This window comes from Pantoea sp. OVA07A (assembly GCF_019969975.1).
GTDB lineage: Bacteria > Pseudomonadota > Gammaproteobacteria > Enterobacterales > Enterobacteriaceae > Pantoea > Pantoea agglomerans.
The window spans coordinates 94,614-111,717 of the sequence record NZ_JAHXYM010000002.1; the positions used below are offsets into that span (position 1 = coordinate 94,614).

16 protein-coding genes are annotated in these 17,104 nt (G+C 55.6%); 10 read left to right on the plus strand and 6 right to left on the minus strand.

Annotated features, from left to right (window positions below):
- Positions 1 to 8: 8 nt before the first annotated feature.
- Both aceE and pdhR read right to left on the minus strand, forming a co-directional pair.
- A complete protein-coding gene (aceE, locus tag LC417_RS09000; RefSeq protein ID WP_010253944.1) occupies positions 9 to 2,675 on the minus strand; it encodes a pyruvate dehydrogenase (acetyl-transferring), homodimeric type in 2,667 nt (888 codons plus the stop codon).
- Positions 2,676 to 2,778: 103 nt separating this feature from the next.
- Entirely contained in the window at positions 2,779 to 3,543 is a 765-nt protein-coding gene (gene pdhR, locus LC417_RS09005; protein WP_010253942.1) for a pyruvate dehydrogenase complex transcriptional repressor PdhR, read from the minus strand.
- Between the two features lie 515 nt (positions 3,544 to 4,058).
- Here pdhR and aroP point away from each other — a divergent pair.
- The 3 genes from aroP (at position 4,059) to LC417_RS09020 (ending at position 7,981) form a co-directional block, all read left to right on the plus strand.
- On the plus strand, positions 4,059 to 5,414 hold the full coding sequence (aroP, locus tag LC417_RS09010; protein WP_033756570.1) for an aromatic amino acid transporter AroP: 1,356 nt from the start codon (positions 4,059 to 4,061) through the stop codon (positions 5,412 to 5,414).
- Positions 5,415 to 5,612: 198 nt separating this feature from the next.
- Positions 5,613 to 7,025 carry a glycoside-pentoside-hexuronide (GPH):cation symporter gene (locus LC417_RS09015; protein WP_022625418.1) on the plus strand — a complete coding sequence of 471 codons (1,413 nt, stop codon included), beginning with the start codon at positions 5,613 to 5,615 and terminating at the stop codon, positions 7,023 to 7,025.
- A complete protein-coding gene (locus LC417_RS09020) occupies positions 7,022 to 7,981 on the plus strand; it encodes a family 43 glycosylhydrolase (RefSeq protein WP_223565748.1) in 960 nt (319 codons plus the stop codon). The genes LC417_RS09015 and LC417_RS09020 overlap by 4 nt, the downstream gene beginning before the upstream one ends.
- Here LC417_RS09020 and ampE read toward each other — a convergent pair.
- A complete protein-coding gene (ampE, locus tag LC417_RS09025; protein WP_010253930.1) occupies positions 7,963 to 8,817 on the minus strand; it encodes a beta-lactamase regulator AmpE in 855 nt (284 codons plus the stop codon). The genes LC417_RS09020 and ampE overlap by 19 nt on opposite strands.
- A gap of 16 nt (positions 8,818 to 8,833) precedes the next feature.
- Positions 8,834 to 9,385, minus strand: coding sequence for a 1,6-anhydro-N-acetylmuramyl-L-alanine amidase AmpD (ampD, locus tag LC417_RS09030; protein WP_010671836.1), 552 nt, complete (start codon positions 9,383 to 9,385; stop codon positions 8,834 to 8,836).
- Positions 9,386 to 9,582: 197 nt separating this feature from the next.
- Between ampD and nadC the strand changes: the two genes are divergently transcribed.
- The 4 genes from nadC to hofC all read left to right on the plus strand — a co-directional run bounded on the left by nadC (position 9,583) and on the right by hofC (position 13,673).
- Positions 9,583 to 10,479, plus strand: coding sequence for a carboxylating nicotinate-nucleotide diphosphorylase (nadC, locus tag LC417_RS09035; protein WP_033756563.1), 897 nt, complete (start codon positions 9,583 to 9,585; stop codon positions 10,477 to 10,479).
- Positions 10,480 to 10,653: 174 nt separating this feature from the next.
- Positions 10,654 to 11,109 carry a prepilin peptidase-dependent pilin gene (gene ppdD / locus LC417_RS09040; RefSeq protein WP_223565749.1) on the plus strand — a complete coding sequence of 152 codons (456 nt, stop codon included), beginning with the start codon at positions 10,654 to 10,656 and terminating at the stop codon, positions 11,107 to 11,109.
- The gene (gene gspE, locus LC417_RS09045; protein ID WP_223565750.1) at positions 11,096 to 12,481 is read left to right on the plus strand and encodes a type II secretion system protein GspE; all 1,386 of its coding nucleotides are present in this window, start codon (positions 11,096 to 11,098) and stop codon (positions 12,479 to 12,481) included. Before ppdD ends, gspE begins: the two co-directional genes overlap by 14 nt.
- A complete protein-coding gene (gene hofC, locus LC417_RS09050) occupies positions 12,474 to 13,673 on the plus strand; it encodes a protein transport protein HofC (RefSeq protein ID WP_223565751.1) in 1,200 nt (399 codons plus the stop codon). Before gspE ends, hofC begins: the two co-directional genes overlap by 8 nt.
- Positions 13,674 to 13,698: 25 nt before the next feature.
- Here the strand turns inward: hofC and LC417_RS09055 are convergent, their stop codons facing one another.
- Positions 13,699 to 14,739, minus strand: a complete 1,041-nt coding sequence (locus tag LC417_RS09055) for a GMP reductase (protein ID WP_010671832.1) — start codon at positions 14,737 to 14,739, stop codon at positions 13,699 to 13,701.
- Between the two features lie 234 nt (positions 14,740 to 14,973).
- Between LC417_RS09055 and coaE the strand changes: the two genes are divergently transcribed.
- The 3 genes from coaE to yacG are packed head-to-tail and all read left to right on the plus strand — an operon-like array spanning position 14,974 to position 16,536.
- A complete protein-coding gene (gene coaE, locus LC417_RS09060; protein WP_010253911.1) occupies positions 14,974 to 15,582 on the plus strand; it encodes a dephospho-CoA kinase in 609 nt (202 codons plus the stop codon).
- A gap of 4 nt (positions 15,583 to 15,586) precedes the next feature.
- A complete protein-coding gene (zapD, locus tag LC417_RS09065; RefSeq protein ID WP_033756556.1) occupies positions 15,587 to 16,330 on the plus strand; it encodes a cell division protein ZapD in 744 nt (247 codons plus the stop codon).
- An 8-nt stretch (positions 16,331 to 16,338) separates the two neighbouring features.
- Positions 16,339 to 16,536 carry a DNA gyrase inhibitor YacG gene (gene yacG / locus LC417_RS09070; RefSeq protein WP_010253903.1) on the plus strand — a complete coding sequence of 66 codons (198 nt, stop codon included), beginning with the start codon at positions 16,339 to 16,341 and terminating at the stop codon, positions 16,534 to 16,536.
- Positions 16,537 to 16,571: 35 nt separating this feature from the next.
- Here the strand turns inward: yacG and mutT are convergent, their stop codons facing one another.
- Positions 16,572 to 16,967 carry an 8-oxo-dGTP diphosphatase MutT gene (gene mutT, locus LC417_RS09075; RefSeq protein WP_033780583.1) on the minus strand — a complete coding sequence of 132 codons (396 nt, stop codon included), beginning with the start codon at positions 16,965 to 16,967 and terminating at the stop codon, positions 16,572 to 16,574.
- Positions 16,968 to 17,104: the final 137 nt, after the last annotated feature.

Here is a 17,104-nt window from a genome sequence, read left to right on the forward strand (position 1 = left end):
ATTACCTCTTAAGCCAGACGCGGGTTAACTTTATCGGCATCGATATTGAATCGGGTGATCGCGTCGGCCACCACTTTCTTCTCGATCTCGCCGCGTTTAGCCAGCTCACCCAGCGCGGCAACCACCACATAAGATGCATCAACTTCAAAGTGATGACGCAGGTTCTCACGGCTGTCAGAGCGACCAAAGCCATCGGTACCCAGTACGCGATAATCGCTGGCCGGGACATAGCTACGAACCTGCTCAGCGAACAGTTTCATGTAGTCGGTTGAGGCGACAGCAGGTGCGTCGTTCATCACCTGAGCGATGTAAGGTACGCGCGCTTCTTCTGTCGGATGCAGCATGTTCCAGCGCTCACAATCCTGGCCATCACGTGCCAGTTCAGTGAACGAGGTGACGCTGTAGACATCAGAGCCGATACCGTAATCTTTCGCCAGGATCTGCGCAGCTTCACGCACATGACGCAGGATAGAACCTGAGCCCAGCAGCTGCACTTTGCCTTTGCTGCCGTCTACCGTTTCAAGTTTGTAGATACCCTTACGGATACCCTCTTCTGCACCAGCGGGCATTGCTGGCATATGGTAGTTTTCGTTCAGCGTGGTGATGTAGTAGTAAACGTTCTCCTGCGCTTCGCCATACATACGCACCAGACCGTCATGCATGATGACAGCGACTTCATAGGCGTAAGAAGGATCGTAGGAGATACAGTTCGGGATAGTCAGCGACTGAATGTGGCTGTGACCATCTTCATGCTGCAAACCTTCGCCGTTCAGGGTAGTACGACCTGAGGTGCCGCCGACCAGGAAGCCGCGCGCCTGTTGGTCGCCCGCCAGCCACATCAGATCGCCGATACGCTGGAAGCCGAACATCGAGTAATAGATGTAGAACGGGATCATCGGCAGGTTGTTGGTGCTGTAAGAGGTCGCCGCAGCCAGCCAGGATGAACCTGCGCCCAGCTCGTTGATCCCTTCCTGCAGAATCTGGCCTTTCTCGTCTTCTTTGTAGTAAGCCACCTGCTCGCGGTCCTGCGGGGTGTACTGCTGACCGTTCGGGCTGTAGATACCAATCTGACGGAACAGACCTTCCATACCAAAGGTACGCGCTTCATCGGCGAGGATCGGAACCAGGCGATCTTTGATCGACTTGTTCTTCAGCATCACGTTCAGGGCACGTACAAAGGCGATGGTGGTTGAGATCTCTTTGTTCTGCTCATCCAGCAGCGCACTGAACTCTTCGAGTGCTGGCATTTCCAGCTTTTCAGTAAACTTCGGCTGACGCGTTGGCAGGTAGCCGCCTAACTTCTCACGCTGACCGTGCAGATACGTGTGCTCTTCAGAGCCCTTTTCAAAGGTCACGTACGGCAGGGATTCAATTTTGTCATCTGCAACTGGCACGTTGAAGCGATCACGGATATAGCGCACGCCATCCATGTTCATCTTCTTCACCTGGTGGGCAATGTTTTTGCCTTCCGCGGTGTCGCCCATACCATAACCTTTGATGGTATGCGCCAGGATCAGTACTGGCTTGCCTTTGGTGTCCTGCGCTTTTTTCAGTGCCGCGTAGATTTTCTTCGGATCGTGGCCGCCACGGTTCAATGCCCAGATTTCATCATCGGACAGATCTTTAACCAGCGCGGCGGTTTCCGGATATTTACCAAAGAAGTGCTCACGCACATAGGCACCATCACGGGATTTGAAGGTCTGGTAATCGCCGTCGACGGTTTCGTTCATCAGCTGAATAAGCTTGCCGCTGGTATCTTTGCGCAGCAGCTCATCCCAGCGACCGCCCCAGATGACCTTGATCACTTCCCAGCCAGCGCCGGCAAAGATGCCTTCCAGCTCGTTGATGATCTTGCCATTACCGGTAACCGGACCATCCAGACGCTGCAGGTTGCAGTTGATGATGAAGACCAGGTTATCCAGTTTTTCACGGGTCGCGATGGTGATCGCGCCTTTAGATTCTGGCTCATCCATCTCACCGTCACCCAGGAAGGCGTAAACGGTCTGAGCAGAGGTATCTTTCAGTCCACGGTGTTCCAGATACTTCAGGAACTTCGCCTGGTAGATAGCCGACAGCGGACCCAGACCCATTGATACGGTCGGGAACTGCCAGAATTCCGGCATTAATTTCGGGTGCGGATAAGAAGAGAGGCCTTTACCGTCAACTTCCTGACGGAAGTTATTCATCTGGTCTTCGGTCAGGCGGCCTTCAAGGAACGCACGGGCATAGATGCCGGGAGAGATGTGGCCCTGGAAATAGACCAGATCGCCGCCATCCTTCTCACTGCGCGCGCGGAAGAAGTGGTTGAAGCACACTTCATAAATCGTCGCAGAAGACTGGAAGGAGGACATGTGGCCGCCGAGTTCCAGATCTTTCTTCGATGCGCGCAGCACCGACATGATGGCGTTCCAGCGAATTGCGGAACGGATACGACGTTCAAGAGAGGTATTGCCCGGATAATCGGGTTCATCTTCAACGGCAATAGAGTTGATGTAGTTGCTGATTGCAGAAGATCCTGCAGCCACGTTTACGCCGCCTTTGCGGGCTGCACCCAGTACCTGATCAATCAGATACTGTGCACGTTCAACACCTTCTTCACGGATGACCGATTCGATCGCCTGTAGCCAGTCACGAGTTTCAATCGGATCCACGTCATTGTGTAAACGTTCTGACATGGGTGTGTTCCTTATCTGTGTCTAATACGTTGAATAATCGGGAGCCTGTTAAAGCAGATGCAGGCAGGCTCGTCGCACATGTCCGTACGATCTTTGTCGCACGTTATTCCTTACGTTGCTGTAAACGACGCAGGGAGCGTTCTCGACGGCTCTGCTCCCGACTTCTGTCCAGCAAGATTTCCTCTATGAACGCCAGGTGACGGTGTGAAGCCTCGCGCGCTTTTTCTGGCTCACGAGCCACAATCGCCTCAAAGATTCTGGCGCGGTGACCGCTCACTTTTGCCAGCATTTCCCGGCGCGAGTAGAGCAATTCGAAATTCTGGCGAACGTTTTGTTCCAGCATAGGGCCCATTGAGCGTAGCAAATGTAAAAGCACAACATTATGGGCCGCTTCTGTGACAGCGATCTGATACTGCATCACTGCGTCCGCTTCGGCGTCTAAATCGCCGCTGTCCTGCGCCTGCTGGATATTCACATGGCAGTCGCGAATGCGCAGCAGGTCTTCCTCTGTGCCGCGCAGCGCCGCGTAATAGGCGGCGATGCCTTCTAAGGCATGGCGCGTTTCCAGCAGATCAAACTGTGATTCCGGATGGTCGGCGAGAAGCTCAACGAGTGGATCGCTTAAGCTTTGCCAGAGATTCTCCTGCACGAACGTTCCGCCACCCTGTCGGCGCAGCAATAATCCTTTGGCTTCTAAGCGCTGGATCGCTTCGCGGAGAGACGGACGTGAGACATCGAATTGTTTGGCGAGTTCGCGCTCAGGCAGCAGCTTCTCTCCCGGACGCAGGGTCCCTTCCATAATCAGCGATTCGAGCTGTTGCTCGATAGCGTCGGAGAGCTTAGGTTGGCGAATCTTACTGTAAGCCATCATCCCTTCTTATTAAGCCAATCGTCCTGAGTAAATTGGTAATACCAATTGAAAAGAGGTGCCGGTAAAGTAACAAAGTATTCACCTTGTGTCTATATGGTGTCTGCGACATTCACCTGCCCCCAAAGCCTGTGCTGGCGCTAACTTGCGGTTAAAAAAATGAAAAATTCGCGTTACCGCAAATGTTAAATAATTTCACTTTTACCAAACCTTACACCCGCTTAGCGCGTTAGCGCAGCGGCAGACATAAGTGAAAGCTATTCGTCATTAACGGAATTTCATGGCAGAAGTTGCTGTGGGCAGACGTGACCAGGACGGCGTTTTTTCAGTCAACTCTCAGCACGAAAGGCGAAAGCAGGTGCAAAGCGATTCGCTTATCACTATTCTTGTCGCCAGGGTAGCAGATGGCACTATTCAGCACGCCAGATACCGTAAAATAATCAATACGTTATTGTAACCACTTCATTACAGCGTCCTGCGCTGCGAACGAAGAATAAAAACATCACGAGGTTTGTATGGAACAACAGCAAGGCGAAGCGCTGAAACGTGGTCTCAAGAACCGCCATATTCAGCTCATCGCGCTGGGTGGTGCAGTGGGAACCGGCCTGTTTCTGGGCAGTGCATCGGTCATTGAATCCGCCGGACCGGCCGTAATTCTGGGCTATGCGATTGCCGGTTTTATTGCCTTTTTAATCATGCGCCAGTTAGGCGAAATGGTCGTGGAAGAGCCGGTCGCCGGCAGCTTCAGCCACTTCGCGTATAAATACTGGGGCAACTTTGCAGGCTTCGCTTCGGGCTGGAACTACTGGGTGCTCTATGTGCTGGTCGCCATGGCGGAACTCACCGCCGTTGGCAAATATGTCCAGTTCTGGTGGCCAGACTTTCCGACCTGGGCTTCGGCTGCCATCTTCTTCGTGATGATTAACGCCATTAACCTGACCAATGTGAAAGTGTTTGGTGAGATGGAGTTCTGGTTCGCCATCGTTAAAGTGGTTGCGGTGATTGGCATGATCCTGTTCGGAGGCTGGTTGCTGTTCAGCGGTCACGCGGGTCCGCAGGCTACCGTGCGCAACCTGTGGGAACAGGGCGGATTTTTCCCGCATGGCATCGGTGGTCTGGTGATGGTCATGGCGATTATCATGTTCTCGTTTGGTGGGCTGGAGCTGGTGGGTATCACCGCCGCCGAAGCGGATAACCCGGAAGTGAGCATTCCAAAAGCGACCAACCAGGTGCTGTGGCGTATTCTGATTTTCTATATTGGTTCGCTGGCGGTGCTGCTGTCACTGATGCCGTGGACGCGTGTCACGTCAGAAGTCAGCCCGTTTGTCTTTATCTTCCACGAACTGGGCGATGCCATGGTGGCGAATGCGCTCAACGTGGTCATCCTGACAGCGGCGCTGTCGGTCTATAACAGCTGCGTTTACTGTAACAGCCGTATGCTGTTTGGTCTGGCACAGCAGGGTAATGCGCCAAAAGCGCTGCTGAAAGTCGATCGTCGCGGTGTGCCGGTGTTAACGATTCTGGTCTCTGCTGTCGCCACTGCGCTGTGTGTGCTGATCAACTATCTGATGCCGGGTGAAGCGTTTGGTCTGCTGATGTCGCTGGTCGTCTCTGCGCTGGTGATCAACTGGGCGATGATCAGCCTGGCGCACCTTAAGTTCCGTCGTAAGAAAGATAAGCAGGGCGTAACCACGCGCTTTAAAGCGCTGCTCTATCCGGCCGGTAACTGGATTTGCCTGATTTTCCTGGCGGCGATTCTGGTACTGATGGCGACCACGCCGGGCATGGCGATCTCTGTCTGGCTGATTCCGGTCTGGCTGGTGATTCTGGGCGTGGGTTACTTTATCAAGAACCAGACACAGAAAGCCTGATGCTTTACCACGTGCTGCGACCTCCTGCGGGGTTGCAGCACGTCACCCGCGCCTCTCTGACCGTCTCAACTGTCCCGATCCAGTTCACACTTCTCTCCCCGCAACTGTTTTGTCCATCTTCATAACGAATTACTCCCGTTCATCTCGCTGATTTCCTGCCAATAATTCCTGTTCACACTGGATGCGCAGGAGAAAACCATGAAAGGTACAGCCCTCCCGTTTCGGGAAAAACTGGGATATGGCATGGGCGATGCCGGATGCAACATGATTGGCGGTGCCATCATGCTGTTCCTGAACTACTTCTATACCGACGTTTTCGGCCTGGCCCCGGCGCTGGTGGGGACCCTGCTGCTCTCGGTCAGAGTGCTCGATGCGGTAACCGATCCGATTATGGGCGCGATCGCCGATCGCACCCAGAGTCGCTGGGGACGTTTTCGTCCCTGGCTGCTGTGGGTTTCCGTACCTTATGTGGTGTTCAGCGTTTTGATGTTCACCACGCCAGACTGGACCTATCACAACAAGGTGATCTGGGCCTTCGTCACCTACTTCCTGATGTCGCTGACCTACACGGCGATTAACATTCCTTACTGCTCTCTGGGCGGCGTGATTACTAACGATCCCGGTGAGCGCGTCTCCTGCCAGTCATACCGCTTTGTCATGGTCGGCATCGCTACGCTGATACTCTCTCTGTCCCTGCTGCCGATGGCAGAGTGGTTCGGTGGCGAAGACAAAGCGCGCGGCTACCAGATGGCGATGGCGGTACTGGCAACCATCGGCCTGGCGATGTTTCTGTTCTGCTTTGCCACGGTACGTGAACGTATCCGCCCTGCCGTGCCGAGTAATGATGACCTGAAAAAAGATCTGCGTGACGTCTGGAAGAATGATCAGTGGGTACGCATTCTGCTGCTGACCTTCTGTAACGTCTGTCCCGGCTTCATCCGCATGGCGGCCACCATGTATTACGTGACCTGGGTTATGGGCCAGTCGACGCACTTCGCCACGCTGTTTATCAGCCTGGGTGTGATTGGCATGATGGTCGGCAGCACGCTGGCGAAACTGCTCACCGATCGCTGGTGCAAACTCAAAGTCTTCTTCTGGACCAATATCGCGCTGGCACTCTTCTCCAGCGGTTTTTACTGGATCGATCCCCACGCCACCGTGATGGTCGTGGTCGCCTACTTTGTGCTGAATATCCTGCATCAGATCCCCTCTCCGCTGCACTGGTCACTGATGGCCGATGTGGATGACTACGGCGAATGGAAAACCGGCAAACGCATCACCGGCATCAGCTTCTCCGGCAACCTGTTCTTCCTCAAGGTGGGACTGGCGGTTGCCGGTGCGATGGTCGGCTTTCTGCTGTCGATCTATGGCTACAATGCGGGCGCTAAGCAGCAGTCACCTGAGGCGATTAACGGCATCATGCTGCTGTTCACCATTATTCCTGGCGTCGGCTATCTGATTACCGCAGGTGTGGTACGACTGATGAAGGTCGACCGCAAAATGATGATTACCATCCAGCAGGATCTCGCGCTGCGCCGCGAAAACTTCCATGATTTACACACTGTCCGCCTGCGCGACGGTGCTGCCCCGCAAACAGGAGATGTAAAATGACCCCAGACTGGCCGAATCCTTTTATCGAGCAGCGCGCCGACCCCTTTATCCTGCGTCATGAACATTACTATTACTTTGTGGCATCGGTGCCGGAGTATGACCGGCTGGAGATCCGTCGCGCCACGACGCTGGCTGGCCTGCGCAGCGCCGAGCCGGTGGTCGTCTGGCGCAAGCCCGAGAGCGGCCCCTTTAGCGAGTTAATCTGGGCACCTGAGCTGCACTACATTGACGGACAGTGGGTCATCTATTTCGCGGCAGCACCGACGCGTGAAATCAAAGAGGGACTGTTTCAGCACCGGATGTATGCGCTGGTGTGTGAGGCGGAAGATCCGCTGCAGGGCGATTGGCAGCCCTGTCGCCGGGTCTTCAGCCAGTTCGACAGCTTCTCACTGGATGCTACCCACTTCGTGCATCAGGGTAAAAACTGGTATCTCTGGGCGCAGAAAGATCCATTGATTCCCGGCAACTCTAACCTCTATCTGGCTGAGCTGCTTAATCCCTGGACGCTGAAAGGCACGCCGGTGATGCTGAGCCGGCCAGAATATGAGTGGGAGTGCGCAGGCTTTAGCGTTAATGAAGGACCGGCGGTTATCCGTCACGGGGATCGGCTGTTTGTGACCTACTCTGCCAGCGCCACCGATGAGAATTACTGTCTGGGGATACTGTCGATTGACGTTGATGCCGATCCGCTTGATGTCGCCGCATGGCAAAAGTCTGCACGGCCGGTATTTGTTTCCAGCTGGGACAACCATCAGTATGGACCGGGTCACAACAGTTTTACCCAGGATGAGGCGGGACGCGACGTGCTGGTATACCACGCGCGTAACTACACTGAAATTGAAGGCGATCCGTTATGGGATCCGAACCGCCATACCCGACTGAAATATTTCAGCTGGCGGGAAGATGGCACGCCTGATTTCGGCGTGCCGCCTGCCGATTACACCAGCGTGCCGTAAATCGTCAGCAACGCGACAGCGACCACCAGTACCAGTGAGGTACGTTTCGCTAACGCCACGGCAACCCGTGGCGTTTCGACTTTATCGGTGTGCGGATCGCGTGACAGTGAGAACTGCGCCAGAGTCGTCAGCACCTGATACTGAGAACGATGCCGATCGGTCAGCGAAGCAAACCAGGCAGGCAGCGCTTTCTCGCCATGACCCAGCAGGGCGTAAGCCACACCCGCCAGCCGCGCCGGGATCCAGTCGAGAAGATGCAGAATGGCATCCACGCCAGATTGTGAACGCGCCATCGGTGTTCCATGCTTTGCCAGCCAGCCTTGCCAGGCCCGCAGAAAAGCGTAACCCACCAGCAGCACTGGCCCCCATGGACCGCCCGCCACCAGCCAGAACATTGGCGCAAGGTAGAAACGGAAGTTTATCCAGATCAGGGCATTCTGCAGTTCACGCAGGAACTCGCGCTCGCTGCATTCCACCGGCACGCCATGAATCAGCGTCAGTTCAGCCGCCATCGCCTGATGCGCAGCGTCGTCATCATGACTGGCCGCTTTCAGGTAGCTGTGGTAGTGCTGTCGCACCGACCCCGCACCGATACAGAGCAGTCCGGCAACAATCCAGAAGAGCAGTTGCAGCACGCCAAACAGCAGCCCTTTCAGACTCCAGATCACCAGCGCGGTCAGCGCCATCGCCAGCACGGTCATCAGCAGGGTACGCATCATTGAAAAATGGTGGCGCTGGCGAAAGATCGGCTCCAGCCGGTGTTCGAGTTGCCAGTGCTCGCCCAGTTTAAACAGGCGCTCCCAGCCTAAAACCAACAACAAGGTAAACAACGTCATACTGACTCCGCAAAAATCAGGATTTTTGCTGCGTTAACAGCTGTTTGTAGTAGTCCCAGTCAAAAGCAGGTCCGGGATCGGTTTTGCGTACCGGTGCGATGTCACTGTGCCCCGTGATACGTGCAGGCGTTAACGGGTAGTGTTGCAGCAGTAATTGCGTCACCTGCTGCAAGGCCCGATATTGCGCCTCGCTATAAGGCTCACTGTCTGTTCCTTCCAGTTCGATGCCTATGGAGAAGTCGTTGCAGTTCTCACGTCCTTCGAACTGCGAAATGCCTGCATGCCAGGCGCGTTTATCAAAGGGGACATACTGCACGATCTCCCCGTCACGGCGAATCAGGCAGTGTGCCGCCACTTTCAGCGCGGCGATATCCGCAAAATAGGGATGGGCATCGGGCGGTAAGGTGCCGGTGAACAGTTTATCGATCCATGGCCCGCCAAATTCACCGGGTGGCAGGCTGATATTGTGGATCACCAGCAGTGAAGGTGCCTCATTATCAGGGCGTTCGTTGCAATGCGGCGACGGCACATGACGCACGCGGGTCAGCCAGCCCTGTTTGATTTTCATAGCGGTTTTCCTTATTTCACCTGGCTGAGAATAGCATGAATAATAAAGGATTCTTGCTTCTTAGTGTGCCGGTCTGATGACATTCACGCACCGCGTGTTAAGGATACTAAACAAAATGCTATCAGTTGCTGGAACCGAATGGCGGTTCAGGCTATTGTGACCGCCTCTGTCATTCCCCTTTCAGGAGTAAAACGTCTATGTCATCCCGTGGTTATGATCCCGACAGCCGTCGTCAGGCGCTGATTAAACGCATTGAAAGTGACATTCCGGATAGCGTTGCGCTGGCGTTAAAAGAGGATCTCGGGGGCGAGATCGACGCTGACCGCGATATCACCGCGCAGCTGTTACCCGCCGATACCCAGGCCGATGCGCAGGTCATCACCCGCGAAGCCGGTGTTTTCTGTGGTAAACGCTGGGTTGAAGAGGTGTTCATTCAGCTCGGCTCAAACGCGACCCTGATCTGGCATGTCGAAGATGGTGATCAGATCGAGGCTGACCAGCTGCTGTTTGAAATCGAGGGGCCTGCCCGGCTGCTGCTGACCGCCGAGCGAACGGCGCTTAATTTTGTGCAGACGCTCTCAGGCGTTGCTACCGAAGTCAGCCGCTATGTCGCGCTGCTGGCGGGAAGCCAGACGCAACTGCTGGACACGCGTAAAACCCTGCCCGGACTGCGGACTGCGCTGAAATATGCCGTGTTGTGCGGCGGTGGCAGCAACCATCGGCTGGGCCTCTCTGACGCTTATCTCATCAAAGAGAACCATATTATTGCCAGCGGCTCGATTCGGCAGGCAGTGGAAAGAGCGCAATGGCTGCAGCCCGATGTGCCGGTTGAAGTTGAGGTGGAATCGCTGGAGGAGTTACGTCAGGCGCTGGAAGCGGAAGCCGATATCGTGATGCTGGATAACTTTAGCCTGGAAGCGATGCGTGCCGCCGTCGAACTTAATCAGGGTCGGGCGTTGCTGGAGGTCTCCGGTAACGTCACCGAAACTACCCTGCCACAGATCGCCCTGACCGGCGTGGACTATGTTTCGGTTGGCGCGCTGACCAAGCATGTGCGGGCGCTGGATCTCTCGATGCGCTTTAAACAAAAATAGCCTGCCTCGCCGTCACTCAGCACGGCGATTTTGCGACCCTGCTTCCGGCGCAGTTTCGACTGCGCTGTAAGTCTGAAATCTGTTCACATCACGCTTTCCAGTTTGCCCATCTCTGCCTGTCTTTTACTGCCCCCGATTTTTAACCTGTCGCCTTCTTAATACGGAGACGATGTGATGAATTATCAACGTGGATTTACGCTGGTTGAACTGATGATTGTGGTGGGTATTGTGGCAATCTTAAGTGCCATCGGCCTGCCCGCTTATCAAAATTATCTGCAGCGTGCTGCCCTTACCGACATGCTGCAAACCATGGTGCCCTATAAAACTGCTGTTGAGCTTTGCGCCATGGAGCGCGGCGGCCCGACGCAGTGCCAGGCCGGAGAAGCGGGTATTCCTGCTGCCAGGGGATCGCGCTATGTCTCGGCACTGAGCGTGACCAACGGGGTCATTACGCTGACCGGCCAGGAGAGCCTGAATGGCCTGAGTGTTGAAATGCTGCCGCTCTGGGACAGCAACGAGGGCGGCATCAGCTGGCAACGCAGTTGCACCAGCAGCAACAATAGCCTGCGTGACAATTGCCTGCAGCAGTTCCGCTTTGCGGATAAAGGAGCCAGCGATGAGCAAGCCTGATGAGGCGATCGCGGCATTATGTCAGCGCTATCGCGCCCTGGTTTTGCACCATGATGCCAGCCAGCTGCGTGTTGCCGTCGCGGAGAGCGTGCCGCCAGGGCTGGCTGAAGCCCTCCATTTTGCCAGCCAGTGTCAGATTGAGATTGAATGCTGGCCGCAGGCCCGGCTCGACCAGCTTCAGCACGCTGACACACCGCTGGTGGCGCGCGAAGAGGCACCAGCAGAATCAGCGATCGAAGCGACACAGCTGATCCTGCGTCAGGCGCTGGAGCGTCGCGCCTCTGATGTACATATCGAACCCGGCCGTGATGGCCTGCGTGTGCGTCTGCGTATCGATGGTGTATTGCACCCTCTATCTTCCCTGCCCGCCACCCAGCCTGCTGCGCTGCTGGCGCGACTGAAGATCCTCGGCGGACTGGATATCGCCGAACGCCGGTTACCGCAGGATGGTCAGTTCAGTCTGGAGATCGCCGGTAAACCTGCCTCTTTTCGCCTGGCGACCTTACCCATCTACGGTGGTGAGAAAGCGGTGGTCCGGCTGTTGCAGAGTGAAAGCGCGGCGCTGTCGCTGGATAAACTCGGCTTACCCGCCGCGCAGTTGCGCCTGTTCTGCGCCGCGCTGGCGCAGCCGCAGGGGCTGATTCTGGTCACCGGGCCTACCGGCAGCGGCAAGACGTTTACGCTCTATAGCGGACTCAGTGCCCTGAATACGCCGGAAAAAAATCTGTGCAGCGTTGAAGATCCGATTGAGATCCCCCTGCCCGGCATTAACCAGACGCAGATCCATGCTAAAAACGGCCTCGATTTTAACCGCGTGCTGCGGGCGCTGCTGAGACAGGATCCGGATGTAATCATGGTCGGGGAGATCCGCGATGCTGAAACGGCGGAGATTGCGGTTAAAGCGGCACAGACCGGGCATCTGGTGCTGTCGACGCTGCACACCAACTCCACCGCCGAGACCCTGACCCGGCTGCGACAGATGGGTATTCCCGGTTATCTTCTGGGGTCGGCGCTGAAACTGATTGTTGCTCAGCGCCTGGTTCGACGCCTCTGTCCCCACTGCCGTCAGCCCGCTCAGGCGGTGGCGCACTATCCTGCGGAACTCTGGCCCGGTACCTTGCAAACCTGGCGGGCATCCGGCTGCGACCACTGTTTTTCCGGCTATTTTGGCCGGCTGGCGCTGTTTGAACTGCTGCCGATCAATGCCAGGCTGCAAAATGCGATCGCCGCCGAAATGCCGCTGGAGAATCTGCTCAGCCTGGCGAAACAGCAGGGATTACGCACCCTGCTGGTGTCTGGCCTGGAAGCGGTAAGCCGGGGTGATACCTCGCTGGAAGAGATGCAACGGGTGATTGGGCTGGACGATGGCTGATGCGTCTTTATTTCGCTGGCAGGCGGTCGATAGCCAGGGCCAGTTAGTCAGTGGCCAGCTACTGGCTATCGACAGTGATAACCTGCTGCTGATGCTGGCGCAGCGCGATCTTCTGCCGGTGAGCTGGAAGCGAGAAAAAGTGTGGCGTCAGAGGGAGTGGAAGTGGCAGCACAAAACCGATCTGATTCGTCAGCTGGCAACCCTGCTCAAAGCGGGACTGCCGCTGGCAGAGAGTCTGGCTTTGCTGGCTGAGGGCCATCCGCATGCAGGCTGGCGTGCTCTGATGCTTGTCCTGCATCATCGGGTACTCAGCGGTGCCCCTTTTTCGCAGGCTTTACGTGAATGGCCGCAGATTTTTCCGGCACTCTATCCGGCCCTGATGGAGGTGGGCGAACTGACCGGTCAGTTGGATACCTGTTGCAGTGAGCTGGCCCGGCAGCAGATCCGGCAACAGCAGTTATGGCATCAGGTGGCGAAGGCGCTGCGTTATCCTCTGTTCATTCTGCTGGTGGCGATTGCGGTCACCTGCGGCATGCTGCTGTTCGTTCTGCCAGAGTTCGTTGCCGTCTATGACTCCTTTGATGCCCCTCTGCCCGCCTTTACGGCAGCGGTAATGCAGTTATCTGCCGCGCTTCAGGAGTGGGGAGCGGTGTTAGCCATCAGCGTATCGCTGATGCTGGCAGCCTGGCATCAGTTACGACGACGCTCTGCGGGCTGGCAGCGCCGTGAGCAGGCGATTTTCCTGCGCATCCCGCTGCTTTCCGGGTTATGGCGTGGCACGCAGCTGACGCAGATCTACACCATTCTGAATCTGACACAGCGCGCCGGGTTAACTTTGCTACAGGGACTGGCTGCCGTTGAAGTGACGCTCTCATCATTGCTATGGCGGGAAGCAATGGCCGGACTGCAGCAGCACATTGCTCAGGGGAATCCTCTGCATCAGGCGCTGATGCATCATCCGCTGTTCACACCATTATGCGGTCAGCTGGTTCGCGTCGGCGAAGAGGCGGGCGCGCTGGATTTAATGCTGGCTCGTCTGGCGGAATGGCATGAGGCAGAAACCCGTGAGCGCGCTGACACACTGGCTGCTTCGCTGGAACCGATGATGATGGTGGTGATTGGCGGCATTGTCGGCACGCTGGTGATTGCGATGTATCTGCCGGTGTTCGGGCTGGGTGATGCGATGCATTAAGGGGCGCAGGCTGCGCCCCGGATAACTATCGGTTGAAAACGCGGTTTTCCTGCTCATTAACCCGAATAAAGGTGGTGCGCTTGGTCAGCTCTTTCAGCCGCTCCGCCCCCACATAAGTGCAGGCGGAACGCAGTCCACCCAGGATATCGCGCGCGGTGTCAGCAACCGGGCCACGTAATGGCAGCTTCACCGTTTTACCTTCTGCTGCGCGATATTGCGCCACACCGCCAACGTGACGCTTCATCGCCGATTCGGAACTCATGCCGTAAAACAGCATAAAGCTTTCGCCATTCTCTTCGACCACCTGCCCTTCACACTCATCATGTGCCGCCAGCATGCCACCCAGCATCACGAAGTCGGCACCGCCGCCAAACGCTTTCGCAATATCGCCAGGCACTGAACAGCCGCCATCACTGACAATCTGTCCGCTTAAGCCATGCGCCGCATCGGCACATTCAATGACAGCGGAAAGCTGCGGATAGCCCACGCCGGTTTTCACCCGGGTTGTACAGACCGAACCCGGGCCAATGCCGACTTTGACGATATCCGCGCCAGAGAGAATCAGCTCTTCCACCATTTCGCCCGTTACCACGTTACCGGCACAGATGGTTTTAGCCGGGAAGGTTTCACGGGCGCGCTGCAGAAAATCAACAAAATGCTGAGAATAGCCGTTGGCCACGTCGATGCAGATAAACTGCAGATCGTCTGACAGCGCCATAATCGCAACCAGTTTATTGAGATCGGCCTCCGAGGTGCCGGTTGAAACCATCACATGTTTCAATACCGTCGCGGGGACGCGCTGAATAAACGCGCGCCACTCATCTACGCTGTAATGCTTATGGACTGCTGTAAGGATATTGAAGCTGGCCAGCGCCTCAGCCATTGAAAATGTGCCGACGGTATCCATGTTGGCGGCGATAATCGGTACGCCGCTCCAGCTCAGGCCCGAATGTCTGAAGGTAAAGCTGCGTTCCAGCTCAACCTGTGAGCGACTTTGCAGCGTGGAGCGTTTGGGGCGGATTAAGACATCTTTAAAGCCCAGTTTTAAATCTTCTTCAATACGCATAAACAGTGTCCTGGTAAGTGGCAATGAATCGTCGTTCACGAAGTAAGCACAGCTCCAGTGACGTTATGATACGCGCCTCTCGCTGCGCGACAAGACTGCGAATTTCACTTTATTTACGCTACAATCCGTTAAATTTAATTGTGCTTTATCGGTGTGATCTGAAGCGCATTTTTGCGTTTTTTATACAGATCATTACCCTGAAGCCCTGTCGAAAAGAGAAGTCAGGTGAAAAACATGCCCTATATCGTCGCGCTTACAGGGGGGATCGGCAGTGGTAAAAGTACGATTGCCCAGGCATTCGCAGCGTCTGGCGTGGAAATTATTGATGCTGACCTGATAGCACGTGAAGTTGTCGAACCCGGCACACCCGCTTTGCAGGCCATTCAGGCGCGCTATGGCACGTCGATAGTGACTGATGAGGGGAAGCTTGATCGTAGCCGGCTTCGCGACATTATTTTTCAGCAGCCGGAAGAGAAAAGCTGGTTAAACGCGCTGCTGCATCCACTGATTAATGCCCGGACGCGTCAATTGATCGCCGAAGCCACCACACCTTATGTGCTCTGGGTGGTGCCGCTACTGGTGGAAAATCAGTTACAGCACCAGGCTGATCGGGTACTGGTGGTGGATGTTGATGAGGCAACGCAGTTAGCGCGCACCCGGCAGCGTGATCATCTTTCCGTCGCGCAGGCGAAACGCATTCTTGCCGCACAGGCGACGCGCCAGCAGCGCCTCGCCTGTGCCGATGACATTATTGATAACAGTGGCGAGCCCGACGACGCCTTGCCGCAGGTTGCCGAACTCCATCAGCGCTATCTCAGGCTGGCGGCAACGAAACAGGATTAATACCATGAGCACACCCGTTCTGTTTGAACACCCTCTGAATGAAAAAATGCGAACCTGGTTACGGGTTGAGTTTTTGATCAATCAGTTAGATGAAATTGTCCCACTGGATAAAACCGTTAATGCGCTGACCTTTTTTCGCCTGATTAGCGAACTGCTCGACATTTTTGAGCGTGGCGATATGCGTACTGAATTGTTAAAAGAGCTGGAGCGTCAGCAGCAAAAGTTACGTGCATGGGCTGATGTGCCAGGTGTTGATATGACGCTGGTTAATGCCCTGCGCGATAAACTCAAAATTCAGTCGACGCAGTTAATGAATGCCCCACGTATGGGCCAGCAACTACGCGAGGACCGTCTGATTGCCCTGGTGCGGCAGCGCCTGAGCATCCCTGGTGGATGCTGCAGCTTTGATTTGCCGGGCCTGCACATCTGGCTCCATCTGCCACAGGAAGCACGCGATGCGCAGGTCGAAGCCTGGATGCTGACGCTGGAGCCACTGCATCATGCGCTGGCGATGATACTGGATTTGATCCGCCAGTCCGGCGCGTTTCATGTGCAGACCAGCCTTAATGGTTTTTATCAGGATAATGCCGAAGGCGCCGATCTGCTGCGACTGCAGTTGTCGCTGGAGGATGCGCTCTATCCACAGGTGTCCGGACATAAAAGCCGCTACGCCATTCGTTTTATGCCGCTTGATAGTGAGCGTGGTGAAGTTCCGGCCCGCCTTAATTTTCAACTGGCCTGTTGTTAGAGGTAAAAATGCAGCAAGAAGTGATGACCGTTGCCTGTCCGCAGTGCGGCAAAGATGTGATCTGGGATGAACTCAGCCCGTGGCGCCCCTTTTGCAGTAAGCGCTGCCAGCTCATTGATTTAGGTGAGTGGGCCGCAGAAGAGAAACGCATTCCCAGCCGCGACGATATGAACGACAGTGACAACTGGAGTGAAGAAGATCGCTGACAGCCGAACCGGATGGGGCACGCTGCCCCATCCGCTCAGAGTTCGCCGGCGATCAGACGCGCAATCAGCTGATGATTCGCGGGCGGAAACTCCTCCGCGACCAACGCATGCTGATCAACCCAACGCTGCGGCTGACCCTCTTTGCCCCACGGCTCTCCTTTCCACCCTTCGACCAGAAAGAAATGCAGCGTCACGCGCAGATCGTCATAACTGTGGTCTGCATGACCAATCGGGCGTGCCTCGGTGACCTCAATCCCGGTCTCTTCCTGAAGTTCCCTTATCAATCCCTGTTCGGCGCTTTCGCCCACTTCAATCTTACCGCCAGGAAACTCCCACTTGTTCGCCATGTAAGAGGTCGCCGCGCGCTGGGCAAGGAAAATTTGTTTACTGGCATTGCGAATGATGCCAACTGCAACCTGCAGGTGCTTCATGGAGACTATCCGGTAGTAATGGGTGAATGAAGCCTGATTTTAGAGCATGCCGTAGCGGATGTTAACCGCTTTAGCTCAGCGGAGTCACAGTTGCCTGGGTGGCAGAGACCATAAAAAAAGGAGCCAGCGGCTCCTTT